This window comes from Polynucleobacter corsicus (genome assembly GCF_018688255.1).
Classification (GTDB): domain Bacteria; phylum Pseudomonadota; class Gammaproteobacteria; order Burkholderiales; family Burkholderiaceae; genus Polynucleobacter; species Polynucleobacter corsicus.
Window position 1 is genome coordinate 2,021,022 of the sequence record NZ_CP061314.1, and the last position, 24,001, is coordinate 2,045,022.

The 24,001-nt window shown below is 46.2% G+C and carries 21 protein-coding genes and 1 pseudogene; 7 read left to right on the plus strand and 15 right to left on the minus strand.

The window, feature by feature from the left end; all coding sequences use genetic code 11:
* Positions 1-452 precede the first annotated feature (452 nt).
* Genes C2747_RS10430 through C2747_RS10440 form a run of 3 tightly spaced genes read left to right on the plus strand, consistent with a single transcriptional unit; the run spans position 453 to position 1,251 of the window.
* Positions 453-893, plus strand: a complete 441-nt coding sequence (locus tag C2747_RS10430) for a DUF6641 family protein (RefSeq protein WP_215331724.1) — start codon at positions 453-455, stop codon at positions 891-893.
* Positions 890-1,033 (plus strand): hypothetical protein, encoded by a 144-nt coding sequence (locus C2747_RS10435; protein WP_215331725.1) that lies wholly within the window; start codon positions 890-892, stop codon positions 1,031-1,033. Before C2747_RS10430 ends, C2747_RS10435 begins: the two co-directional genes overlap by 4 nt.
* The gene (locus tag C2747_RS10440; RefSeq protein WP_215331726.1) at positions 1,030-1,251 is read left to right on the plus strand and encodes a hypothetical protein; all 222 of its coding nucleotides are present in this window, start codon (positions 1,030-1,032) and stop codon (positions 1,249-1,251) included. Before C2747_RS10435 ends, C2747_RS10440 begins: the two co-directional genes overlap by 4 nt.
* 565 nt (positions 1,252-1,816) lie before the next feature.
* Here C2747_RS10440 and C2747_RS10445 read toward each other — a convergent pair.
* The gene (locus tag C2747_RS10445; RefSeq protein ID WP_215331727.1) at positions 1,817-2,704 is read right to left on the minus strand and encodes a fumarylacetoacetate hydrolase family protein; all 888 of its coding nucleotides are present in this window, start codon (positions 2,702-2,704) and stop codon (positions 1,817-1,819) included.
* Between the two features lie 102 nt (positions 2,705-2,806).
* Between C2747_RS10445 and C2747_RS10450 the strand changes: the two genes are divergently transcribed.
* Both C2747_RS10450 and C2747_RS10455 read left to right on the plus strand, forming a co-directional pair.
* Complete coding sequence (locus tag C2747_RS10450) at positions 2,807-3,781, plus strand: Bug family tripartite tricarboxylate transporter substrate binding protein (RefSeq protein WP_215331728.1); 975 nt, start codon at positions 2,807-2,809, stop codon at positions 3,779-3,781.
* Positions 3,782-3,825: 44 nt separating this feature from the next.
* On the plus strand, positions 3,826-4,590 hold the full coding sequence (locus C2747_RS10455) for a class II aldolase/adducin family protein (RefSeq protein WP_215331729.1): 765 nt from the start codon (positions 3,826-3,828) through the stop codon (positions 4,588-4,590).
* Here the strand turns inward: C2747_RS10455 and C2747_RS10460 are convergent.
* The 7 genes from C2747_RS10460 to def all read right to left on the minus strand — a co-directional run bounded on the left by C2747_RS10460 (position 4,587) and on the right by def (position 13,281).
* Positions 4,587-6,791, minus strand: a complete 2,205-nt coding sequence (locus C2747_RS10460) for an OsmC domain/YcaO domain-containing protein (RefSeq protein WP_215331730.1) — start codon at positions 6,789-6,791, stop codon at positions 4,587-4,589. The genes C2747_RS10455 and C2747_RS10460 overlap by 4 nt on opposite strands.
* A 104-nt stretch (positions 6,792-6,895) precedes the next feature.
* Positions 6,896-7,576: a response regulator gene (locus C2747_RS10465; protein WP_215331731.1), complete on the minus strand. Its 681-nt coding sequence runs from the start codon at positions 7,574-7,576 to the stop codon at positions 6,896-6,898.
* A gap of 2 nt (positions 7,577-7,578) precedes the next feature.
* Complete coding sequence (locus C2747_RS10470) at positions 7,579-9,873, minus strand: sensor histidine kinase (protein WP_215331732.1); 2,295 nt, start codon at positions 9,871-9,873, stop codon at positions 7,579-7,581.
* Positions 9,870-10,451, minus strand: a complete 582-nt coding sequence (locus C2747_RS10475) for a DUF4390 domain-containing protein (RefSeq protein WP_251374764.1) — start codon at positions 10,449-10,451, stop codon at positions 9,870-9,872. The genes C2747_RS10470 and C2747_RS10475 overlap by 4 nt, the downstream gene beginning before the upstream one ends.
* Complete coding sequence (gene rsmB, locus C2747_RS10480; RefSeq protein ID WP_215331733.1) at positions 10,448-11,761, minus strand: 16S rRNA (cytosine(967)-C(5))-methyltransferase RsmB; 1,314 nt, start codon at positions 11,759-11,761, stop codon at positions 10,448-10,450. The genes C2747_RS10475 and rsmB overlap by 4 nt, the downstream gene beginning before the upstream one ends.
* A gap of 1 nt (position 11,762) precedes the next feature.
* Positions 11,763-12,758, minus strand: a complete 996-nt coding sequence (fmt, locus tag C2747_RS10485; protein WP_215331734.1) for a methionyl-tRNA formyltransferase — start codon at positions 12,756-12,758, stop codon at positions 11,763-11,765.
* 7 nt (positions 12,759-12,765) lie between these two features.
* Positions 12,766-13,281 (minus strand): peptide deformylase, encoded by a 516-nt coding sequence (def, locus tag C2747_RS10490; RefSeq protein ID WP_215331735.1) that lies wholly within the window; start codon positions 13,279-13,281, stop codon positions 12,766-12,768.
* 71 nt (positions 13,282-13,352) lie between these two features.
* Here def and dprA point away from each other — a divergent pair, with 71 nt between their 5' ends.
* Positions 13,353-14,051 (plus strand): DNA-processing protein DprA, encoded by a 699-nt coding sequence (gene dprA, locus C2747_RS10495; RefSeq protein ID WP_215331736.1) that lies wholly within the window; start codon positions 13,353-13,355, stop codon positions 14,049-14,051.
* A 197-nt stretch (positions 14,052-14,248) separates the two neighbouring features.
* Positions 14,249-16,927 carry a DNA topoisomerase III gene (locus tag C2747_RS10500; protein WP_433915497.1) on the plus strand — a complete coding sequence of 893 codons (2,679 nt, stop codon included), beginning with the start codon at positions 14,249-14,251 and terminating at the stop codon, positions 16,925-16,927.
* Between the two features lie 59 nt (positions 16,928-16,986).
* Here the strand turns inward: C2747_RS10500 and mnmC1 are convergent.
* From mnmC1 to rpmH, 7 genes and pseudogenes are all read right to left on the minus strand, one after another.
* Positions 16,987-17,988: pseudogene (mnmC1, locus tag C2747_RS10585) on the minus strand (FAD-dependent 5-carboxymethylaminomethyl-2-thiouridine(34) oxidoreductase MnmC1); the annotation flags it as partial.
* Between the two features lie 44 nt (positions 17,989-18,032).
* Positions 18,033-19,880, minus strand: coding sequence for a phosphoenolpyruvate carboxykinase (GTP) (locus C2747_RS10505; protein WP_215331737.1), 1,848 nt, complete (start codon positions 19,878-19,880; stop codon positions 18,033-18,035).
* 90 nt (positions 19,881-19,970) lie between these two features.
* On the minus strand, positions 19,971-21,350 hold the full coding sequence (mnmE, locus tag C2747_RS10510) for a tRNA uridine-5-carboxymethylaminomethyl(34) synthesis GTPase MnmE (RefSeq protein ID WP_215333175.1): 1,380 nt from the start codon (positions 21,348-21,350) through the stop codon (positions 19,971-19,973).
* A gap of 40 nt (positions 21,351-21,390) precedes the next feature.
* Positions 21,391-23,067 (minus strand): membrane protein insertase YidC, encoded by a 1,677-nt coding sequence (gene yidC, locus C2747_RS10515; protein WP_215331738.1) that lies wholly within the window; start codon positions 23,065-23,067, stop codon positions 21,391-21,393.
* A gap of 10 nt (positions 23,068-23,077) precedes the next feature.
* Positions 23,078-23,317, minus strand: a complete 240-nt coding sequence (gene yidD, locus C2747_RS10520; RefSeq protein WP_215331739.1) for a membrane protein insertion efficiency factor YidD — start codon at positions 23,315-23,317, stop codon at positions 23,078-23,080.
* Position 23,318: 1 nt separating this feature from the next.
* A complete protein-coding gene (gene rnpA / locus C2747_RS10525) occupies positions 23,319-23,567 on the minus strand; it encodes a ribonuclease P protein component (RefSeq protein ID WP_251374765.1) in 249 nt (82 codons plus the stop codon).
* A 77-nt stretch (positions 23,568-23,644) separates the two neighbouring features.
* Positions 23,645-23,779 carry a 50S ribosomal protein L34 gene (gene rpmH / locus C2747_RS10530; protein ID WP_011903922.1) on the minus strand — a complete coding sequence of 45 codons (135 nt, stop codon included), beginning with the start codon at positions 23,777-23,779 and terminating at the stop codon, positions 23,645-23,647.
* Between the last annotated feature and the right edge of the window lie 222 nt (positions 23,780-24,001).

Sequence of the window (24,001 nt, forward strand, 5' to 3'; positions counted from 1 at the left end):
CAACAATGACAAAAGCAATAAGTGGCTACCTTTATCTTGTTTGAAAGTTGCTGTGTAAGCAGGGCTTTCTCGTGACGCTCACAGCCCTATAGGCTGTCGTCTTTGTGCTGTTCATATACTTGATTCAATTAGTTAGCAAAGCTAATAGCGTCCTGTTAAGGATAGTGAATACAAGTCTCTGCTACCGCACAGAAATTCCATCCCTGTGACTCTTAGTCCAGTTTTAGGGCGACATAACAACTGAGTGTCGCTACTCGTTATCGGTAGTAATTGTTGGCATATAGAGCTTTCTTCTGTTCTATTTGTCTAATTTATTTATACAAGTGATAAGAATAGAAATAAGAATCTGGCTTTTTATTTGGTAAGAATGGGGCTTTGTCCGTAAGCCTCTTGTCCAGTTAAAAACTCTGGCAATAAATTAAGTGTGTTCATTAACTTATAGGAGAAATAGCATGAGCACATTAAGCACTTTGAAGTTGGTAGCAGTAAAAAAGCCAACCCATATACCAGCACTACAGCATCGCCGTAATAAGCTGTCTAACAAGTTATGGGAGCAAATCAATTTGGCGCAAAGTCAAATTGATGGCAAGCCGTTTGTAGTAATGAAGTTTCGCTCGGTTAAAGATATTGAAACGGGCTTACGCAAACAAGTAGAAATTCCCAAACGCATTAAAGCGTGGTGGTTTGTAGCAGACACAGGCAAGGTTTGCTTTTCTGTGAAATACGGCACACGCACTTTGGAGTTGGCGAAAGGCAAACCCAGTGTTCAAGTAGAAAGCGCAGAAGACTTAGTTAAAGCATTAACTGCCATTAAGTCAGCAGTGGAAGCTGGTGAGCTTGATAGTCAAATTGAAGAAGCAAGCAATGCGCTACGCAAAGGATTTGGCAAATGAAGCAATACAGGCTATGGGTACGCATCAATCAAACGCAAACAGCCAATACGATTGTGTTTGCGGACAATGCGTATACGGCAAAGCAATTAGGTGAGGCGCAGTATGGAGCTGGTAATGTGCTGAACTATACGGAAGTATGAGTAGTGCTTTAGTGGGGGCTGGGTTAAATACTTGTATGCGCTTTTATGAATTTGCCCACACCCCCACAATCAAGCCTATCAAGCCAATGAACCCACAGCAATATCGCCTGTATAGCCTAAAGCGCAACAAAGAAAATGCTAAGAAGGCTTATAAGGCTGAGAAGGATAGGCAGACTGTAGCTAAAGCACAGCAACAGATTTTCAAAGCTACTCACTAAAAATCTGTAGCGCAGTTTTCAAACGCCACGCAGAACCTAACCCCCACCAGTTTTAATCTAATACCCCCCAATAACTATTAAATGTGAAATATGTGTTTTGACGCAAAAAGCGTGGGTTTTTGGCAGTTTTTATATGTATTTTTATTTTGGTATGAGTGGGGACGAGAGGCTATGCTGAAATGGGCGTAAATTATTTTTACGCTACTCAACATACTTTCTGCCAGCACCATAAAACACTTTTTCAACACACCAAGCAATATTTTTTTCTGCGCTGTATCAATAGAAAACGCTTGTAAATATTTTTACTGTGTAAGTTTTTTAGTGTCACTGTGTCACACAGCGTGTCACGCACCACTTTGCTATCGCCCTGCGAAGCATATAAACATTGGGCTTTTGACTACCGTAGGAGTATTTTCAATCCTCTGCTCTACCGACTGAGCTACCAGGCCAAGAGCTGGAATTATAAATGAAACTGTGCTTCTGCCTGAAAAACATGCTGGCTGAGGTGGGTTGTGTCGATTTGATGGCTTTAGGATTCCCCGGGTCAGCCAAAATATATCGGCGCCTATTCTGCAATAAAGGTATTTTCCAGCCTGCCAATACCACCCATTTCTACCACCACCACATCGCCATTCACTAGATATTTTGGCGGCTTAAATCCGATTCCAACACCTACGGGAGTGCCGGTGGCGATGATATCGCCGGGATAAAGAGTAATGCCAGCGGAAACTGTTGCAATCATGTTGGGGATATCAAAGATCAGATCCTTCGTGTTGGAGTTCTGGCGTAACTCACCATTCACCCAGCATTTCACTGAAATATCCTCTGCATTAACTTGATCAGCAGTAACGACCCAAGGACCCATAGGGCAGAAAGTGTCAAAGCTCTTACCAAGAAACCATTGCTTATGACGCTGCTGCCAATCTCTAGCAGTCACATCATTGATGGCAGTGTAGCCCCATACATGCTTCATTGCGTCAGCCTCACTAATACCTTTTCCACCCTTGCCAATAATGATGGTTAATTCAGCCTCGTAATCAATTGCTGTTGAAACTGCAGTGGGAATGATGACATTCGTATTAGGCCCCGTAACAGATTCAGGAGGCTTCGTAAAAAAGATGGCATGTGACGGAATATCTTCACCAGGCTTAGCGCTACCGTCAAATCCACTATTAGAAAATTCTTTTGCATGCTCATGATAATTTTTTCCTACACAAAAGATATTTCTTCTGGGTCTTGGGACTGGAGCTAACAAGCGAATGGCGGAAAATGCATGGGTTGCCACTGGCTTAGATAACTTTCCCGCTAAATCTGCGCGCAATATTGCCACTACGCCATCCTCGCTGACATCTACACCCAAATCCAACTCTTCAACAGATTTACCATCCTCAGAGATTGAGCCAATCCGGGTTTTACTGGGGTCATTGAGCAGAGAAAATGTAGCGTATTTCATGGTTTTGTCTCCATTTGGGATTTTGTCTTAAAAACCCTAGGTTTTAATGCTCAAGATTGTAGTAGAGTAAAAAGGAAATCAAATAATAACCAAGTAAATACTATGAGACAAAAAATTGTTTCCGGCTTAATGCTTGCCAGCTTAGCCTTATTTTCTCCCCATGGCTTTTCTCAGGAAGCATGGCCAACCCGGCCAGTCACCATGGTCGTCCCATTCCCACCTGGGGGCGTAGCAGACGCTGTAGGCAGACCTGTTGCTGAAGCTATGTCACGCATTCTGGGGCAGTCGGTTATTGTTGAGAACAAGAGCGGTGCTGGTGGTGGTATTGGCATGGCATCTGTCGCTAAATCTAAGCCTGATGGCTATACAATTTTGATGGCGCTCTCTTCGATCTCCATTATTCCTGAAGCAGATAAGGTGGTTGGTCGAGAGCAGTCTTTTCAATTGAACCAGTTAAAACCAATTGCGCGCTTTACTGCCGACCCAACAGTATTGGTTGTCAGGACAGACAGCCCATGGAAGGACTATAAATCGTTTGTAGCGGCGATGCGCGCAAATCCAGGCAAATACAATTTTGGCTCCTCCGGAAATTATGGGACGATGCATGCACCAATGGAAATGCTGAAGTCATCCGAAAAGTTTTTTATGGTTCATGTTCCTTATACCGGGGCCGGCCCAGCCATTATTGGTTTATTAGGTGGCCAGGTAGATGCTTTGGCTACCGGGCCATCGTCCATCGTTCAACAAATTAAAGCCGGCAAGGTTCGAGCTCTCGCGCATTGGGGCGATGGACGACTAGCAAGCATGCCTGAAGTACCTAGCTTCAAGGAGATGGGCGTAAAGATCGAGTTTGCTCAATGGGCGGGCTTATTTGTTCCTAGCGCAACTCCCGATGTAATCACGAGCAAGCTACGCGAAGTAGCCAAACTTGCAGCAAATGATGATCGTGTCCGATCGGTAATTAATGGTGCTGGTAGTCCAATTCAATATCTAGATGCACCAGAATTTAAGGTGTATTGGGATAAGGAATCAGCTCAAATGATTGATGTTGTAAAAAAAATTGGTAAGGTTGAATAATGAATTGTCATCGCTTATTTAAATTCCTATGTCTTGCATCTTTTATGGTGCCTCTACTTGCACAAGCAGCTAATGTTCAGGAGCAAATGGCAGAATCGCCAGCAGTGAAAGCTGCGGTGGAGGAGCTTGTACTTGCAAACCATATTTTGTATGACCAGAATGCAGTAGATGGATATGGTCATATTAGTATTCGAAATCCAAACAATCCCACCACTTTCTTCCTGGCCAGAAGCGTTGCCCCTTCAGTTGTGACTGTTGCGGACATTATGGAATTTGATATGAATGGCAAAGCCTTGCATGGTGATACTCGAACAGCCTACGGCGAGCGATTTATTCACAGCGGCATATTGCGCAATCGCCCTGATATTAATTCCGTAATTCATGGACATGCCGCTCCAATACTGCCATATGGCATGACTGGATCTACCTTAAAGCCTGTCTACCATATGAGTGCATTTTTGGGCGAGGGTGCGCCAATATTTGAGATCCGAAATTTTGCAAAGCCTAATATTGATACAGATATGTTTGTTAGCAATAATGATCTGGGAGATGCTCTATCAAAAACCATGGGACTACAGTACTTTGTGCTAATGCGTGGCCACGGTTATGCAGCGGGTGCTGACTCCATTAAAAAAGCTGTGTTCAGATCTGTTTATGCCATTCAGAATGCCAGCATTCAGTCCGAAGCAATGAAAATGGGCACAGTGCAATACCTCACACCTGGCGAGGCAACAGCATCTCAAGAGACTATTGAAAAGACTATTGGACGTCCTTGGCAGCTTTGGAGCGAGCGGGTTAAAAAACCTTAGTCAGTAGGCGCCATGGTTTTAGCTCGCGCAGTATGTAATTTTCTATAGCTATCAATCAAGCGGTGATGCCTATCGAGGCCCTCCAGCTTCATGCTGGTGGGGGTCAAACCATAGAAGCGAGTAGCTCCATCTACGGACCCCACTACAGCATCCATTCTCTCGTTACCAAACATTCTTCGTAAATTGACTATGTAGTTATTAAGCTCCAAGTCATCAGCTAGCGCTATCTCTAAAACTGCATTTAAGGCCTGATAAAACAATTTGCGCTCGACTGTATTGTCGTTGTACTGAAGAAAAGCGCCAACGAGCTCATGGGCCTCATCAAGTTGCCTTAAGGCAAGATGAATGAGTAGCTTTAGCTCCAATACTGTTAGCTGGCCCCAAGGGGTATTTTCATCAAACTCGATGCCGATTAGTGTGGCGATATCGCCGTACTCGTCCAGCTCATTATTTTCTAAGCGCTCAAGTAGTGCGCCTAAGCTTGCATCATCTAAAGTCGATATATTCAAAATATCGGCACGGAACAACAATGCTTTATTCGTATTGTCCCAAACTAAATCTTCAATTGGATAAACTTCAGAATAGCCTGGTACCAAGATTCGACATGCAATTGCCCCTAGCTGGTCATAGACTGCAACGTAAGATTCTTTGCCAATAGATTTAAGAATGCCGAACAAGGTTGCCGCCTCTTCTTCATTCGAGTTTTCACCTTTGCCAGAAAAATCCCACTCAACAAAATCGTAATCTGATCTTGCACTAAAGAAGCGCCAAGAGACGATGCCGCTCGAATCAATAAAGTGTTCAACAAAGTTATTTGGCTCAGTGACCGCTTCACTTGCAAAAGTGGGTGTGGGCAAATCGTTGAGACCCTCAAAGCTGCGCCCCTGCAGTAGCTCAGTCAAACTCCGCTCCAACGCCACCTCTAAACTGGGGTGTGCACCGAATGAAGCAAATACTCCACCTGTTCTTGGGTTCATCAAGGTAACGCACATGACTGGATATACACCACCTAGTGAAGCATCCTTGACCAGCACTGGAAAGCCCTGCTCCTCAAGGCCCTGAATGCCTGCCAAGATACTGGGGTACTTTGCAAGCACCTCCTGCGGAACATCTGGCAAGGAAATTTCACGTTCAAGGATTTCACGTTTAACTGCTCGCTCAAATATCTCAGATAAGCATTGCACTTGGGCTTCGGCCAGTGTATTGCCAGCGCTCATGCCATTGCTGACATAGAGGTTTTCAATCAGATTCGATGGAAAATATACAGTCTCACCATCGGACTGGCGCACATATGGCAAGGAACAAATCCCGCGCTCGCCATTACCAGAATTGGTGTCAATTAAATGCGAGCTACGTAGCTCGCCATCAGCGTTAAAAATACCCAGGCAATACTCATCCAGTATTTCCTTAGGTAAGCCATCTTTAGAGCCTGGCTTAAACCAACGCTCATTTGGGTAATGGACAAAAACGCCATTGGCGATCTCTTCACCCCAGAATGCGCCCGCGTAGAAATGGTTATTGCTCAGTCGCTCGATATACTCACCCAAAGCTGAAGCAAGGGCGCTTTCTTTTGTAGACCCTTTGCCATTGGTAAAACACATTGGTGAGTGGGCATCGCGAATATGTAAAGACCATACATTCGGAATTAAATTACGCCATGAGGCAATCTCAATCTTAATCCCCAGATTAGCCAATACGCCAGACATATTGGCAATAGTTTGTTCTAGCGGTAAATCCTTGCCAGCAATGTAAGTGCTCGAGTTTGAGTCTGGCTTTAAAGCCAATAAAGTTTGAGCATCTGCATCTAGGTTTTTAACCACCTCAATGACAAACTCTGGGCCTGCTTGCACGACCTTCTTCACGGAACAGCGCTCGATGGAACGCACAATGCCCTGACGATCGTTGGCAGAAATGTCTTCCGGCAGTTCAACTTGAATTTTGAAAATCTGCTGGTAACGGTTTTCTGGATCGACAATATTATTTTGAGATAGGCGAATGTGCTCGGTTGAGATATTGCGCGTATCGCAATATAGCTTCACAAAATAGGCCGCACACAGGGCTGACGACGCTAAGAAATAATCAAAAGGTCCCGGGGCTGAACCGTCACCTTTGTAACGGATGGGCTGATCAGCAATCACCGTGAAGTCATCAAACTTGGCTTCAAGGCGCAGCTTGTCGAGAAAATTAACCTTTATTTCCATGGGAATAATTCCGAAATGATATGGGCGCTATTATCCGTCGCAACGGTGATGCCATGTACTACATCAACAGCCTCTAGATCATTCGCGGCAATGATGGGAAGGCCTTATTGTTCAGCTTTATTGCGCGAGGTATCGATTCCTAGAGCTTTTAGCTTGCGATATAGATGAGTCCGCTCGAGACCAGTGTATTCAGAAATTTTGGTCATGCTGCCACCCATGATGATCATTTGATGTTCGAAGTACGCTTTTTCGAATAAGTCCCTAGCCTCACGAAGCGGCAAATCAAAATAGGTTTTTGCAATTCCACTGATGTACTCACTACTCTGAACTTGAGAGGCTTGTTCACTGACCACTGCTTTTGTACTTGGGCTTGATGAAGGCGTCACTGACACTTTTTCTTCGGCGGACTCAACATACTTGGGGGAGCTTTCCAGGGCCTTACTCACCGTCTTGAGTAACTTTTGGAGTGCAATTGGCTTTTCTAAGAAATTGAGTGCGCCTATACGCGTAGCTTCAACAGCTGTGTCAATCGTGGCATGTCCTGACATCATCACCACAGGCATGGTGAGTTGCCCAGTTTTAGACCACTCCTTCAATAAACTAATTCCATCGACATCTGGCATCCAAATATCCAGCAAGACAAGATCTGGGCGCATTTGTTCACGAATTGTACGGGCCTGCATAGCACTCTCAGCCGCATACACGGTATGGCCCTCATCCGTCAGAATCTCATTGAGAAGCTCACGAATACCCATCTCATCGTCGACCACCAGAATACTTGCCATTCTTATGCTGCCTCTTTTGCCAGATTCATAAACAATATTGATACTTTTGCACCGATTACCTCATCCGCCTGCATGCGGTTCCGGATTTCGATTTTGGCACCGTGATCATCTACGATCTTCTTCACCACCGCCAATCCCAATCCAGTGCCCTTACTCTTCGTTGTTACATAGGGCTCAAAGGCTCTTGCCATTATCTTAGCTGGAAAACCTGAACCGCTATCACTTATTGTTAAACGCACCGCATTTTGTGGCACGCCATTCAATTCGCCATAAGGCACTAATTCTGTTTTTACTTCAACCGGCTCTGATTGATGAACGCCCTCAAGAGTAGCATCTTGGGCATTTTGCAAAAGATTGTGAATAATTTGTCTGAGTTGCGTAGGGTCGCCCATAATATTTGGGACGCGTGGGTCCAGATGGGTCTTTATGGGGCTTCCTTCATACAAGCCCAGAATCTCTTGCGTCAAAGTATTGATCGAGACAGGTCTCAATTGCGGGCTTGGCGTCTTAGCAAAGTCTCTGAAGTCATTCACCATCTGCTTCATAGCCTGTACCTGCCCAATGATGGTTTCCGTACTGCGATTCATCATCTCTTCCTGCTCAGGACTCAGCTTACCAGCCAGCTTATGCTGCAGCCTCTCTGCTGAAAGCTGTATTGGGGTGAGTGGGTTCTTAATCTCGTGTGCTAGACGTCTAGCCACCTCACTCCAAGCAATCGAGCGCTGCGCACTCACTACGTCGGTGATGTCATCAAACACCACCATGCGCAAATCTGCCGTCAATTCAGTTCCACGGATAAACAAAGTAACGCCAGGCTCGTTTTCAAACTCGTTTGTACTATGAAGCTGAATCTGCTTTTGCCATACTGGTACTGATGTATTTTTATCTTTTGCCGCTTGACCGCCCTCTATGCCAACAGCCAGCTTCATAGTGGCAAAGCCCTCTTTAATCGCATGATCAAACTCGATAAGGCTGGGGCTATCACTTAAAGGACGCCCATCCATTTGCGTTAAATCTTGCCCAAAGATACGATCAGCACCGGCATTACTTGAAACCATATTGAAATTCTTATCGAAGATGCAAACTCCGGCGGTTAAATTGCCTAATACTGTCTCTAAAAATGATTTGGATTCTTGTAGGGAGGTTCTAGTATCAGCAAGCTGACGAGTCATCACATTAAATTGACGCGTCAACATTCCCAGCTCGTCACCCGTATCTAACTCGGGCTTAGGTGATAAATCACCCTGAGCAACAGCCTGCGTTCCTTTTAAAAGCATCAGTAGGGGCCGGGCCAGCTGACGACCCAGAATTAAGGCCAAAGTAACGGCAACAAATAAAGCAAAGAACAAGGTTAAGGTCAGCGTACCCACAAACATTTTTCGTAAGCCTGTCCGTCCCAATGACTTCTCTTGATAGTCGCCATAGGCCGACTCAACCGCAACAATGTTCTTAGCCAATGGCCCAGGGATGAATCGCACCAACTGCAAAATATATTTATCGTCGACATCTTTGCCAGAGGCCTGTTTTTTACGAACAATCGGCACAATCGCTCTTACTCGATAGCCGCGTTTACCACCATCCACTTCAATTTGGTCTATGAAGGTAATGCCTTTCTTTTTAAACGCATCTGCAATTACATCGGGGCTGGGCGCAGGAAAATATTTGTTGGGCCTTGACTCACTTGTCATTATTAGGCTGCGCTGTATGTTAAATAGACTTACCTCTTGAATGCCGAATTGATTACGAACCTTCATCACCATGGTGCCAACCTGATCGGTAGTCGTACCAGGTGGAACGCTGACGATTTGCTCAGCTATATAGTTTCCCTCAGACAGAATTTCTTCTTGAGCAACTCGCAAGGTAACGCGCCCTAATTCAAGGCCTGCATCTAGTGCGGACTCTACCTGAACATCAAACCAGGTTTCAATACTGCGGGATACGAACTGTAGAGAAACTCCGTACAAAATCAATCCCGGGACAACCCCAACTAAAGCAAAAATCATTGCCAACTTTGCCACTAGGCGTGTTCCGAAATATCCCTTTCGCCAACGAATTGCGATGACAATCACTAAGGTCAAAATGACTAAAGTCAAACAAATACCAACCACCACATTAGCTGCATAAAGCCAAATAAAGTAGTTATCAAAAAACTCGGTATTAGATGTTGCAATTGACAAGAGTGCCAACAATAAAAGCGCAAAAGCACCAATCAACACCATCGCCGTGGGCAACGCACGCCTTTTCCAGGCGTCTTTCTCAAACGCATTTGACCCAATGAAGTCTAAAGAGATCTTCATCGTTTAATCAAGTTAGGGCCGTTTGGTGAAAACGGAAAGCGTACCCAGTCGCTTGTGACATTCCAATCGCGATTGTTGAGCGCATTTACCTGAAATGGTTTGGGCAACTTACTTAAGTCCAAGCTCATCTTTAACGCTGCAGTGTAAGACTTGCTCGAATCAATTTGGCCGCCATCAATTACCCGCCAACCCCCAATACTTCCCACGGCCTGCAAAGCCTCAGATATCGTGTTTGCAGAAAAAGTAAAGCCTTCAGAAGCAATACGGTATTGCTGAGTCATTGGCTGATAAGAAAGGCGGGTTGATCGCTGAGCAAGCGCAGGCTTTTCATCAAACCAGTACCAACGTGACCGCGTCACATCAAACTCAGTTTGAAAATATAAAACTACGCCTTTTTGAACGGCATCCTCTAAGCCCGGGGTTAGCTCGATCTTAAATGTGGCATTCAGAAGCCAATCGTTATCCACCCGCTCCAGATCAGCAGTCTTGAGCTTGATTCCCTCTGCACTTGCCGCGACAGAAAATAGGCTCAGGGCCATCAAGACACAAAGGGTGAATTGTTTAATGCCTTGGCTCATGGCCCATTTTTCTTAAACAAAGCATAGTAAAAACCGTCATTTAGCTCAGCAGGCAAAATTTGCCCCGGTGCGCTTAATCGTAATGCATCAGCATGCTCTTCAGCGAACCATGTTGCCTGCTCCTCACCCTCCTCTGGGAACACAGAGCAAGTTACATACAAAAGTGTGCCACCGACCTTCAGGATCTTCCAGGCTTGCTCCAGAATAGCGCGCTGCCTCAGTTGCAAAGCCTTAATATCCGCCTCACGCCGCAAAAATGGAATGTCTGGGTGCCTTGCAACAATGCCCGAGGCAGAGCAAGGTGCGTCCAAAAGAATTTTGTCAAATAACTTGCCATCCCACCATGCTGCCTTTGAGGCATCGCCACGCACAACGCGAACGGCATCAGACTGCAGACGCAAGCGGTCTAAGTTGCCGCCGATTTTTCCGAGACGCTCACCGTCGAGCTCCAAAGCAGTCATATCGCATTGCGCCAACTCTAGTAAGTGGGCAGTTTTTCCGCCAGGTGCAGCACAGGCATCCAATATGCGCTCACCCGGTTTTGGATCGAGCAATACAGCTGCAATTTGTGCCCCTGCATCTTGAACAGAAACTGCGCCACTATAAAAGCCCGGTAAGTCTGAAACTGGCAAGGCCTCGTGTAATAACAAAGCAGACTCTAATGTGACCCCAGCGATACTATCGATCGCTTCGGCTTTGATACCAGCCTCATGCAATAACTCTTGATATTCCTTACGCGTATGTTGTTGAGCATTTACCCGCAAAATCAAAGGTGCCCGCCGGCCTTGCTGAATCAACATTGCTTGCCAAGCCTTTGAATAGTTTCGCTTCAGGCTAGCTCGCCACCAGGGCGGGAAAAACATGGGAACAGGGTCTGGTGGATAAGGCTTTTCGTTCTCAGCCTGCACCGCGAGGCTTACCTTGCGAAGCACTGCATTCACTAGGCCTTTGGCATACATTGTGGGCTCATATTCGCTACAAGCTTTTACAGCTTGGTCAACGATCGTATGCGCTGCATAACCCTTGCCATCAGATCCACTTTGCAAAAATAAAGCAATCGCAACACTTAATAAGTGCTCTACCTCTGGTGGGGGCGTCTTGGGAATAAATTGTTGAATGAATTCGTGTGATCTCACCCACTTGCGTAAGGCATCAAATGTGAGACTTTGAACAATAGGCCGCTCATGGGCGTCCAGCTGATCTAACACTTCGGTAAGTGATCGACCTACCATCACCTCGCCAATTGCTTGCGCAGAAATAGTGATTGCCTCTGATAGCGGAAGACTGCGTGATATTTTTTGATCGGTCAAATTACTCTTTCTTAAACTGCATTATTTTTTCCTGCGTACGATAGCCCTGCAAACAAGCGCCCGCGCTAATTTTTTTTCCGCCAGGCTTTTGCATCTCTAAGATTTCAATCACGCCATCTCCACACTGAACATACGCGCCATCTCTACTAAAGTCTAAGACCTGACCTGGAACGGCGTCTTGATATATTTGCACCTTACTAGGCAAACAAGAGTTCCAAAACTTCATTTGCTCACCATTCAAACTACCGGTGGATCCAGGAAATGGATTGAATGCTCGAATACGGCGATCGATTTCTATAGCACTTAAATCCCAATCAATTTCAGCTTCACTCTTTAATATTTTTTCTGCATAAGTAACTCCTTCTACAGGCTGCGGAGTTCTTGCGATTGCAATACCTGCATTTAAATCATTCAGAGTCTTGACCATCAACTCGGCACCTAAGGCTGCCAAACGATCATGAAGTGATGCACTCGTTTCTTGAGGTGTGATTTTTAGATCGCCCACTAGAACAATGTCGCCAGTATCGAGGCCCGCATCCATTTGCATGATGCTCACACCCGTGAGGGCATCACCACTCTCAATGGCGCGCTGTATTGGTGCTGCACCACGCCACCTTGGCAGCATAGAGGCGTGAATATTAAAACAACCATGCCTCCCGTTCTGAGAAGCGAGATCAAGAATAGCTTGAGGAAGAATTAGTCCGTAAGCAACGACCACCATTGCATCAAAATCAATGCCAGATAAATATTGAAACGCCTCTTGCGCTGCAACTCTTTTCTGCAAGTCTAGATGGTTCTGCTTGAGTGTTTCAGGCTGTAATACCGGAATATTTTTCTCTTGTGCAAACACTTTTACAGGGCTCGCCTGAAGATGCATGCCGCGACCTGCTCGGCGATCTGGCTGCGTTAGCGCTAGCACAATTTGATGGCCCGACTCTTCTATTGCACGCATTGCTTGTGCAGCAAACTCCGGGGTGCCAGCAAAAACAATTTTCATTGGGCGCTTAGCGCTCGCCTACTAATTCTTTTGCGCGCTTTTTCATTTTGAGAGAAATACGAGTGCGCTTCAACATAGAGAGGTACTCAACAAATACCTTGCCTTGTAAGTGATCCATCTCATGCTGCAAACAAACTGATAGCAGGCCATCTGCCTCTACTTCAAATTCTTTACCGTTGATATCGAGCGCCTTAACTCGGACGACCGCTGGGCGATCTACTTCATCATAATATTCAGGCACAGAGAGGCAGCCCTCACGCCAAGATTTTTTTTCTGGGCTTGCCCAAACCAATTCTGGATTAATGAACACCATGAGTTGATCTTGGTTGTCAGAAACATCAATCACCACAATACGCTCATGAACGTCTACCTGAGTAGCAGCCAAACCAACTCCGGGGGCCTCGTACATTGTCTCGGCCATATCGGCCACAATTTTTTTAATGCGTGCATCTACCAGCGCTACGGGTTTGGCAACCTTGTGTAGGCGTGGATCTGGATAACAAAGGACGGTTAATAAAGCCATATCGGAATTATCCAACAGAGTAATCAGACTGTCCCGATAGTTCTCTACAGCCCCAGGCTGAAAATTGCCATATGCGCACACCTAAAAATCCAAACATCATCCAAGTTCATCGAAATACCCCCAACTACCCAGCTCGTCTCTTGGATTTATCTGATCCACCCAATTCACTCTATATATACGGGGATATAAGCCTATTAGATTTACCCATGATTGCCATTGTGGGTTCACGTGCCGCTAGTCCAGAAGGGATCAAGAATGCTTACTATTTTGCGCAAGCCCTATCTGCCGAGGGCTTTCTCGTTATTTCCGGGCTGGCCAGGGGTGTTGATGGGGCGGCCCACCGAGGTGCGCTTGGGCAAAATCAGGGGCATCGAACCATAGCGGTATGCGGTAGTGGGCTAGATATTGTGTATCCACGAGAGCATTTAGGCCTAGCCCAAGCCATTGCCAACAGCGGGCTCTTGGTGTCTGAGCTAGCTCCAGGTCTAGGGCCAAAAGCTTGGCACTTTCCGCGCAGGAACCGCATCATTGCGGCCCTGTCCCTTGGAATACTTGTGATTGAGGCGGCCGAGCGCTCTGGCTCGCTCATTACAGCCAGACTAGGTTGTGAGCTTGGTCGTGAAATTTTTGCAATTCCTGGGTCAATACACAGCCCACTCTCTAAAGGCTGCCATCAACTACTGCAGCAAGGTGCCAAGCTAGTTCAATCACCACAAGACATTCTCGAGGAGTTGCCAAAATGGTCAAAAACCTCATTTAAAGGCATTTAAAGCACTATTTTAAGAAAAATGGGGGTTTTAATAGGGTCTTGCCGAAGCCCCAAAAATGAGGTTTTTGGACTTTTGTCAATTTATCGGTTAATAATAAAAAAGGGGCGTGGAAAAGGTCTGGCCAGGATCTGGTTTAAATTGGTCACCCGTTTTCACCCATAAAAACATCATTTCAAGCTCAAATTTAGGCAAAACGCGTGGCAACTAAAGCATCTACCAAAAAAAGCAGCCCCAAGACTTCAAGCGTTGATCACCCTAAAACCCTGATCATTGCAGAGAAACCTTCCGTTGCGAATGACATTGCCAAGGCCTTGGGTGGCTTCACTAAATATGAGGACTATTTCGAGAGCGATGACTTTGTCATCTCCTCCGCAGTTGGCCATCTATTGGAAATTGCCGCACCTGAAGAATTTGATGTCAAACGTGGCAAATGGTCGTTTGCAAACCTTCCAGTTGTGCCACCCTATTTTGACTTACGCCCGATCGCTAAAACTGAATCGCGACTGAAGGTATTGCAAAAGCTCATTAAACGCAAAGACATCAATGAACTCATCAATGCATGTGACGCAGGGCGCGAAGGTGAGTTGATCTTCCGCTTAATTGCACAGCATGCAAAAGCACCGCAGGCTATTAAACGACTCTGGCTGCAATCCATGACGCCAGCAGCCATTCGAGATGGCTTTGCCTCCCTGCGCAGCGATGCTGATATGCAGCCCCTCGCAGATGCGGCACGCTGCCGCTCTGAAGCAGATTGGCTGGTCGGCATCAATGGCACTCGCGCTATGACAGCATTCAACAGCAAGAGTGGTGGATTCTTTCTAACGACAGTAGGTCGAGTACAGACACCAACACTATCAATCGTAGTTGAGCGCGAAGAACTGATTCGGAAATTTATCTCCAAAGACTATTGGGAGGTGAAAGCGGAATTTATTGCTGCGGCTGGCGTATATGAAGGACGCTGGTTTGATCCTAAATTTAAGAAAGATACTGCGGCTCCTGATGCACGCGAGAATCGTCTCTGGAGTGAAGCTGCCGCACAAAGCATTGTTGCTGCGTGTCGCGATAAAAAAGCGAGCGTTAAAGAAGAAGCCAAACCAGCAACTCAATTAGCGCCTCAACTGTTTGATTTAACGAGCCTGCAACGTGAAGCAAATGCGCGCTTTGGCTTCTCTGCTAAAAATACTTTGGGCTTGGCTCAAGCCCTTTATGAGCGCCATAAGGTGCTGACCTATCCGCGTACTGATGCTAAGGCCTTGCCTGAAGATTATTTAGATACCGTGAAACAGACCATGGAAAACTTGGCTGAAAATTCACAAGAATATCGCTCCTTCGCAAAACAAATCTTACAAGGTGATCCTAAGGACCCAAAAGCCAAGGCAGGATATGGCTGGATCAAACCGAACAAACGTATTTTTGATAATTCAAAAATATCCGACCACTTTGCGATCATTCCTACCCTAGAGTCTCCAAAGACCCTCAGTGAGCCAGAACAAAAACTATATGACTTGGTTGTCCGTCGCTTCTTGGCAGTGTTTTATCCTGCAGCCGAATTCCGCGTCACCACTCGCATCACCGAAGCGTCGGGACATCACTTTAAAACTGAAGGTCGAGTACTGGTCACACCAGGTTGGCTGACGGTATACGGCAGATCTAATCAAGCGGATGATGAATTGGTAGCGGTGCAAGAGGGTGAAACCGTACAAAATGAATCTATTGCGGCGATTCCTTTAAAAACCAAGCCGCCAGCCCGCTACACAGAAGCAACCCTGTTGTCGGCAATGGAAAGTGCTGGTAAGTGGGTAGATGATGATGACATGCGTGAAGCAATGGCCGAAAAAGGCTTGGGCACACCTGCAACCCGTGCTGCCATTATTGAAGGCCTGCTGGCAGAGCGGTATATGGTGCGCGAAGCGCGTGAGCTAATACCAACTGCTAAAGCATTCCAATTGATGACGCTCTTACGTGGCTTAGATGTTGAAGAATTAACCCGGCCCGATCTCACGGGTAGCTGGGAAAATAAACTCTCCCTGATTGAGCGTGGTGAGATGAATCGCGACACCTTCATGCAAGAAATTGCACAGATGACGCAGCGTATCGTCAAGCGCGCTAAAGAATACGACAGCGATACCATTCCTGGTGACTATGCGACCATGTCTACGCCGTGCCCTCACTGCAAAGGTTCAGTTAAAGAAAACTATCGCCGCTTTGCATGCGAGAAGTGTGGATTTACGATTAGCAAAACCCCAGGTGGCCGTGCATTTGAATATCCCGAGGTAGAAGAGCTGTTGCGCGAAAAAACGATTGGACCACTGCAAGGGTTCCGCAGCAAAATAGGTAGGCCATTCGCAGCAATTATTAAGTTGAGTGAAATCCCCGAAGATGATGCTGATTATCCAAACGCGGGCTTTAAGCTTGAATTTGACTTTGGCAACACTCAAGAGGATGAATCTGAGGCAATCGACTTTACTGGCCGACAGGCTTTAGGTGCATGTCCAAAGTGTTCTGGTGCTGTATACGAAGATGGTATGCGCTACCTGTGCGAAAAAAACACCGGCCCAGATAAGTCATGTGATTTCAAGACCGGTAAGGTTGTTTTACAACAAGAAATTTCTGCAGAGCAAGTTCAAAAATTGCTTACCGAAGGCAAAACCGATTTGCTAACCAACTTCAAATCTAACCGTACTGGCCGTGGCTTTAAGGCTTATCTTGCCTTGGGTACGGATGGCAAAATTGGTTTTGAGTTTGAAGCCAAAGCACCCAAAGCGGGGGCTGCAGCTAAAGCTCCAGCAAAGAAGCGGGTAGGTGCAAGCGCTGCCACCAAGTCTGTAGCAAAACCTAAGCGCGCTAGTAAAGCGAAGTCGTCTTCGAGCACTTGAGCTGCAATCAGCTTAGCGGCTAAGGCCGACCAAAGAGCACCTCTCGACCCCAGGGCAGTTGCCAAAAATATTCCTGGGCGTTGAGTTAGCGCGCCAATGATCGGTAAGCGGTCACCCGCAACACAACGAACGCCCACAAAACTTCCCGTCTTTTGAAGTTGCTCAGTATCGCCCTCTGGGTAATTCACCAATCCTTTTGCTTGCCCTCGATTAAAGTCATCACTTGAATTCCAATCTTGAAGATCCGATTCGCCCTCATCAAAACTAGAGCCCACTATCCACTGATAATTTCCGTCGGGCAATTTTTTGGCGGGCAAGCAGTAGCCATCGCCAGATATGGCGGTAAGCGGGAGCTTTGGCGCCCACGAACTATTTTGATCAACGGAAAAAATACTTAGCTGTCCGCGGACCGGCCTCAAAGGAAGTCGTACGTCTATGCTTGCAGCCAATTTTTTAGTTTCTAGTGCTGCTGCAATAATGACTTTTCCAGCGGTCATGATGGGCTTGTCTTGAGAGTTCATTAGCTGCCACCCCGCATCGACTTTCTCTAGTCGAGCCACAGGAGTATTCCAGAAGCATGTCAGCTTTGGGTGGGGCTTTAGCGCCTCCTGTGTCGCCTCAGATAAATTGAGCGACGCGCCCCGTGGAAGCCAAACACCATCTTGATCAATGCCACAGATTTGTAATGCCTGATCCGCATCAAATGCTTGTGCCATGCCCTCATCAAGATCAAGTGATTTTAGGTAGCTGGCAACATCATCACGACTAAACGCCTTGTCTCTCTTGTTTGGTTGAAAGATGCCATGCTGATTCCACGTCTGGCCCCAGCGAGCCTCTGCCATCAAAAATGCAATGCGAGTTAAGCGTAGCAAGCGAGGGGCGCCTCGTCCAATATGAGGGTGAGCAATGGCGTATGCATGACTTGAGCATGCTGATGCAGGGCGGGGGGCAGAATCAACAATGCAAACCTCTTGGCAGCGCTCGAGCAGCTCACTGGCAATACTTGCACCTGCAATGCCAGCCCCAATCACCACAATGTCATGGTGTTGGGGTGAGGTCATTAAATAATAATGTTAAAGAGACTTCTTAAATTTCTAGGGGCGGCCTAGGCGTTTAAGCGCTTCTCAATTTTCGCCCGCATCTCTATGAGCTCTTTCGGCAGACGATCACCTAAGCGATCAAATAATTCAGAGTGTAATTTAAGCTCACTCTTCCATTCATCAACTGAGGCAGCAATGACTTTCTCAAACTTTTCAGCGGAAAAGTCGATACCATCCCAGTGCATATCTGCATGCCCCGGGGAGATTCCAAAGACTGTTTCTGAACCCTTTGCGCCGCCTTCAACGCGAGCCAAGATCCAAGAGAGAACACGCATGTTTTCGCCATATCCCGGCCAAACGAATTTGCCATCCTCATCCTTGCGGAACCAATTAACGCAATAGATTTTTGGCAATACTGCACCTTCAGCCGCAAGCTTTTCACCAATATTTAACCAGTGCTGGAAGTAGTCACTCATGTTGTAGCCAGCAAAAGCAATCATCGCAAAAGGATCGCGACGCACAACGCCAACTTCACCAGTAATCGCTGCAGTAGTTTCAGAGCCCATTGTTGCAGCCATGTAAACACCCTCAACCCAATCACGAGCTTCGCTTACCAATGGAACAGTGGTAGAGCGACGGCCTCCAAATAAGAACGCATCAATTGGAACACCTTCGGGATCATCCCAATGAGGGTCAACTGCTGGGTTATTGGTGGCGGCCATAGTAAATCGTGAGTTGGCATGGGCAGCCTTGCGTCCAGCAGCGCCGTCTGCTGGAGTCCAGTCCTTGCCCTGCCAATCAATCAAATGCGCCGGGGGAACATCGGTTAAACCCTCCCACCAAACATCACCATCATCAGTTAAGCCAACATTGGTGAAGATAACGTCTTGATCAAGGGAGTCTATGCAATTTGGATTAGTTAATCGGTTTGTTCCAGGGGCAACACCGAAATATCCTGATTCAGGGTTAATTGCAAATAAACGAGTCTTTCCGGTAACCGGATCTTTGCGGGGTTTAATCCAAGCAATGTCATCACCAATCGTTGTTACCTTCCAACCCTCAAATCCCTTTGGCGGGATCATCATCGAGAAGTTAGTTTTTCCGCAAGCCGATGGGAATGCTGCAGCAATGTGATATTTCTTACCCTCAGGTGATGTTGCGCCCAAAATCAACATATGCTCTGCGAGCCAACCTTGCTCACGCCCCATGTTAGATGCAATACGTAATGCAAAACATTTTTTACCCAATAGCGCGTTGCCGCCATAGCCGGATCCAAAAGACCAAATTTCGCGCGTTTCTGGGTAGTGAACGATGTATTTGGTCTTGTTGTTAGGCCAAGCCATGTCTTTTTCACCAGCCGCTAAAGGCTTACCAACAGTATGAATGCAGGGGACAAATTCGCCGGTCGCGCCCAGCTGGTCAATAACGGCGCGACCCATACGAGTCATGAGCCGCATGTTGATGGCAACATAAGGACTGTCGGAAAGCTCAACACCAATGTGGGCGATTGGGGAGCCGATTGGACCCATAGAGAATGGCACTACATACATTGTTCTGCCGCGCATGGAGCCATCAAACAGAGGATTAAGAGTGGCGCGCATCTCAATTGGGTCCACCCAGTTATTTGTCGGGCCAGCATCCTCTTTATTTGCAGAGCAGATAAATGTGCGGTCCTCAACGCGAGCTACATCATCAGGGTCGGACAAGGCTAAGAATGAGTTTTTACGCTTAGCAGGATTGAGACGTTTAAACACGCCTACACTTACCAACAATTCACAAAATTCATCATATTCAGATTGGGAGCCATCACACCAGCGGATTTTGTCTGGCTTGGTTAGGGCGGCTACATCTGCAACCCATTGAATCAGCTTTTGGTTTTTTACGTACTCAGGTGCATTGGTGTTGATGGTCATGGGAGTCCTATGAAATGTAATATTTTTGATCGCGTTATTTTAACATTTCGGGCGTCTTTTTTATGGACAAACCTGCCAAGGGCAAGTCCTTCACTTGCCAATACAAAATTGACTAAATATCTTGCCCAAAAGATCGTCTGGGAGTAGCTTCCCAGTAATTTGTCCGAGTTGATCTTGTGCCAAACGGAGCTCTTCTGCAAATAACTCCAGCGATATATTGCCATTAGCGGCAAATTGTTGGGATTGATTTAAGTGGGTAGCGGCCCTATCTAGGCAATCTAAGTGCCGTCTACGCGCCACAATCACGCCCTCCTGAGATCCACCCCAACCTACCAACTCTAAAATTTTCTGTTTTAGAGCCTCGATGCCCTCGCCCGTCTTGGCTGAAATGAACAAGGCTTGCTTTTCGTCCTGGTTGGCAATGGGGCTACCCAATAAATCGGATTTGTTGTTGACCTCCAGCACGGGGCACTTAGGCGGGAGTGCTTTTAATATCTGGACTTTTAGCTCCAAAATTTCGGCGCTATTACTTGTTTCTGTAACGTTTGAATCTTGCAGAAAAATAACTAGGTCCGCCGCCCCAATAGCCTCCCATGATCTTTCGATGCCTTTAGCCTCAACTAGATCGCTAGTTTCACGCAAGCCTGCGGTATCAATGATGTGCATAGGAACGCCGCCGATAGTAATACTCTCCTTGACGCGGTCTCTTGTGGTTCCTGCGATAGGCGTAACAATAGCTACTTCCTCGCCAGCTAGGCGATTCAGAAGAGAGCTTTTCCCAACGTTAGGTGCGCCGGCCAAAACCAGCTGGATGCCGTCACGCAAAATCTTGCCCTGTTTCGCCCCCTCCCTCAGCGCGTACAACTTTTGCATTACAGCGCTTAGGCGTTCACGAGCTTGAGCATTCTCTAAGAACTCAATCTCCTCCTCTGGGAAGTCTAGGGTGGACTCCACCAAAATACGCAATTGGGTAATCTCTTCAATCAGGCTGTTAATGTCATTTGAGAAGGCGCCTTGTAGGGAGCGTGCTGCACCGCGTACCGCTGCTGCACTTTGTGCATCAATTAAATCCGCAATCGCCTCAGCTTGGGCTAAATCAATTTTGTTATTAAGGTAGGCTCGTAGAGAAAATTCGCCGGGCTCAGCAATTACTAGGCCCTGATCTTTTCCCAACTCAAGACATCGCTTTATGACCAACTGTAAAAGTTGTGGCCCACCATGACATTGCAACTCTAAGATATCTTCACCCGTAAAAGAGGCGGGGGCTGCAAAGTAAATAGCAAGGAGTTGATCAATTGACTCACCCTGCGCATCTCGAAGTGTGAGTAAGCTTGCCTGCCTGGGTGTTAGCGCCTTATTAAATAAGGCTATGGCCATAGGTAAAAGCTGAGGCCCGCTAATGCGAATGACGCCGACACCGGCTTTGCCAGGTGCGGTGGCAAGCGCAATGATGGGCAGCTTTCTCGTCATCATTGCGGGCACTCCTTGTATATTTTTAACGGCTAAAAATTTATTTAGCCGGCTTCTTTCCAAACATTTGATTGATCTGCCATTGCTGAGCAATCGATAGCAGGTTGTTCACCACCCAATACAAAACCAAGCCCGCAGGGAAGAAGAAGAACATGACTGAGAATACTAAAGGCATGTACATCATTACCTTCGCCTGAATTGGATCAGGCGGCGTTGGATTAAGTTTGGTTTGCACAAACATGGAGGCCGCCATGATGATTGGCAAAATGTAGTACGGGTCAGGAACTGATAGATCGTGAATCCAACCAATCCAAGGGGCATTGCGCATTTCCACCGAAGACAGCAAAACCCAATACAAAGAAATAAATACAGGAATCTGAATCACTACGGGCAAACAACCGCCCAATGGGTTAATTTTTTCCTTACGATACATCTCCATCATGGCTTGGTTGAGTTTTTGTGGCTCACCCTTGTATTGCTCTTTCATTACCAATAAACGTGGCTGTACTTCTTTCATCCGTGCCATCGACTTGTAGCTTGCTGCAGAAAGAGGGAAGAAAACCAGCTTAATCAGAACGGTCAAAAGGATGATTGACCAACCCCAGTTGCCAACATAGACATGGATATTTTCTAGCAGCCAAAAAATAGGTTTGGCAATAATAGTGAGGTAGCCATAATCTTTTAATAAAGCAAATCCAGGGGCAATTGTTTCCAGGACGCTTTCCTCTTGTGGCCCTACAAATAATTTTGCCTTCTCAACAACTGTTGTGCCTGGTGACACCACGCCCAAGGGTGTTTGCATACCAATGCGGTAAAGATTGTTGTCAATTTTCCCCGCATAAATATCACGCGCTACTTTGTCAGCAGGAATCCAGGCGCTAGCAAAGTAATGTTGAACCATGGCGATCCAAGCTGGATCACCAGCGGGGACTTGGGTAGGAATGGTAATTTTGTTTTTATCAATCGCCGTGAATTCAAGTTTATTGAATTTTTCTTTTTCGGTATACGCGGCAGGACCAGTAAAAGTACTCGCTGAAAATGCTCCGCCGAAAGGTCCAATTTTTTGCTCTTGGGAAGGATCTCGAACAATCTCTGTATACAAAACTAACGGTGTTGTGCTCAAGCCGCCTTGTGTTACACGATGTCCAACATCGACAATATAGCTACCTGGGTTGAGAACAAACGTCTTTTCTAGTTTTACTCCGTTGCGCTCGCTAGCCAAAATAATAAAAGGCTTTCCAGATTCATCTTTACCAGACTTCACCAACTTAAATGTTGTGGTGTGATTTGGTAGATCTAAATTGCCCAAGGCAATTAAACCTGAGCGTGCAAAATATTTATGGTTTGGTGTGTACTGAAATAGCTCAACTGAGGTTTTTTCAGCGGTTAGTTGTTTGGGTAGCTTCGCGCTAATAATATTGCCGCCGCTGGCGCTAATTTCTAAAACCAGCACATCATTTTGCAAAACAAATTTCTCTGATGTTTCGATTGTTCCCGCAACTGTCGCAGTTGTTTGATTTGGCGCTAATGTGTCAACATTTTGTGTTGGTAACGGAATATCCAACTTGGTGGTGGGAGCTTTTTCCACCACGGGCGTGGTGCCCACAATACCTTCACCAAACATCGATGGCTTGCCCTCATGAACCTGCCAGTTGTTGTACAACAACAGGCCCGACATGGAGAAGACCGCCCAAAGAATTGTTTTTTTAAAGTCCATTTGCATTCACTTAATGATGATGAGGTGTTGGTTTTACTGCAGGGTCATGTCCGCCTTGTGACCATGGATTACAACGCAAGATGCGCCACAGCATCAGTCCAAAGCTTTTTAAAAATCCGTGACTAGCAAAACAGTCGCAGGCATATTGTGAGCATGAAGGGGTAAATTTACAGTGCATGCCAATAAATGAGCTGAGGGTTATTTGATAGAGCCTCACAACCTGAATGGCCAACTTGTTAAATAGGCGCACGTTAAATTAGCCCCACAATTTGGGCTCGCAGGCCCTCTTTTTCTTTATTTCGGAGCCTGCCATGGGTTTCTCGACCGATTGGTTTTTTTAGCTTCACCACAACATCGCTATTGAGGTTTGTTGTTTGAGCGCTTCTGACTAACTCACGAATCATGCGCTTTAGTTGGTTGCGATCTACCGCACGCTTAGCTAATTTTTTAGCTACCGCAATACCTAAATCTGGTTTTTCACCCTGATTCGGAGAAGCCAAATACAAACCCCAACACAAACTTGTCTTGGGGCGTGTTTTTAGTAACTCAGAAATCCTGGCGCTATTCAACTGCTAAATTAAACGGCGAGGCGTTTGCGACCTTTAGCACGACGGGCATTTAATACCGCGCGTCCACTCTTAGTTTTCATACGAATACGGAATCCGTGAGTGCGTTTACGACGTGTTACTGAGGGTTGGTATGTTCTTTTCATGATTCATCCTGCAAAACCAAGTATTTTCCTTGTTGGCCAGCAAAAGGTCAACCTGTATAGAAGAATATATAGGTATTTTTCTCTATTTATTTGGCGGAAGTTTAATAAATCATTAATTTATATGGATTTTTTTGTGTTATTCACAAGTTATCCACAGGTTTTCCACGTTTTTCTGGCTTGTGGATAACTTTAGGGGGTCGCTACAATGAATCCTCTAAAAAT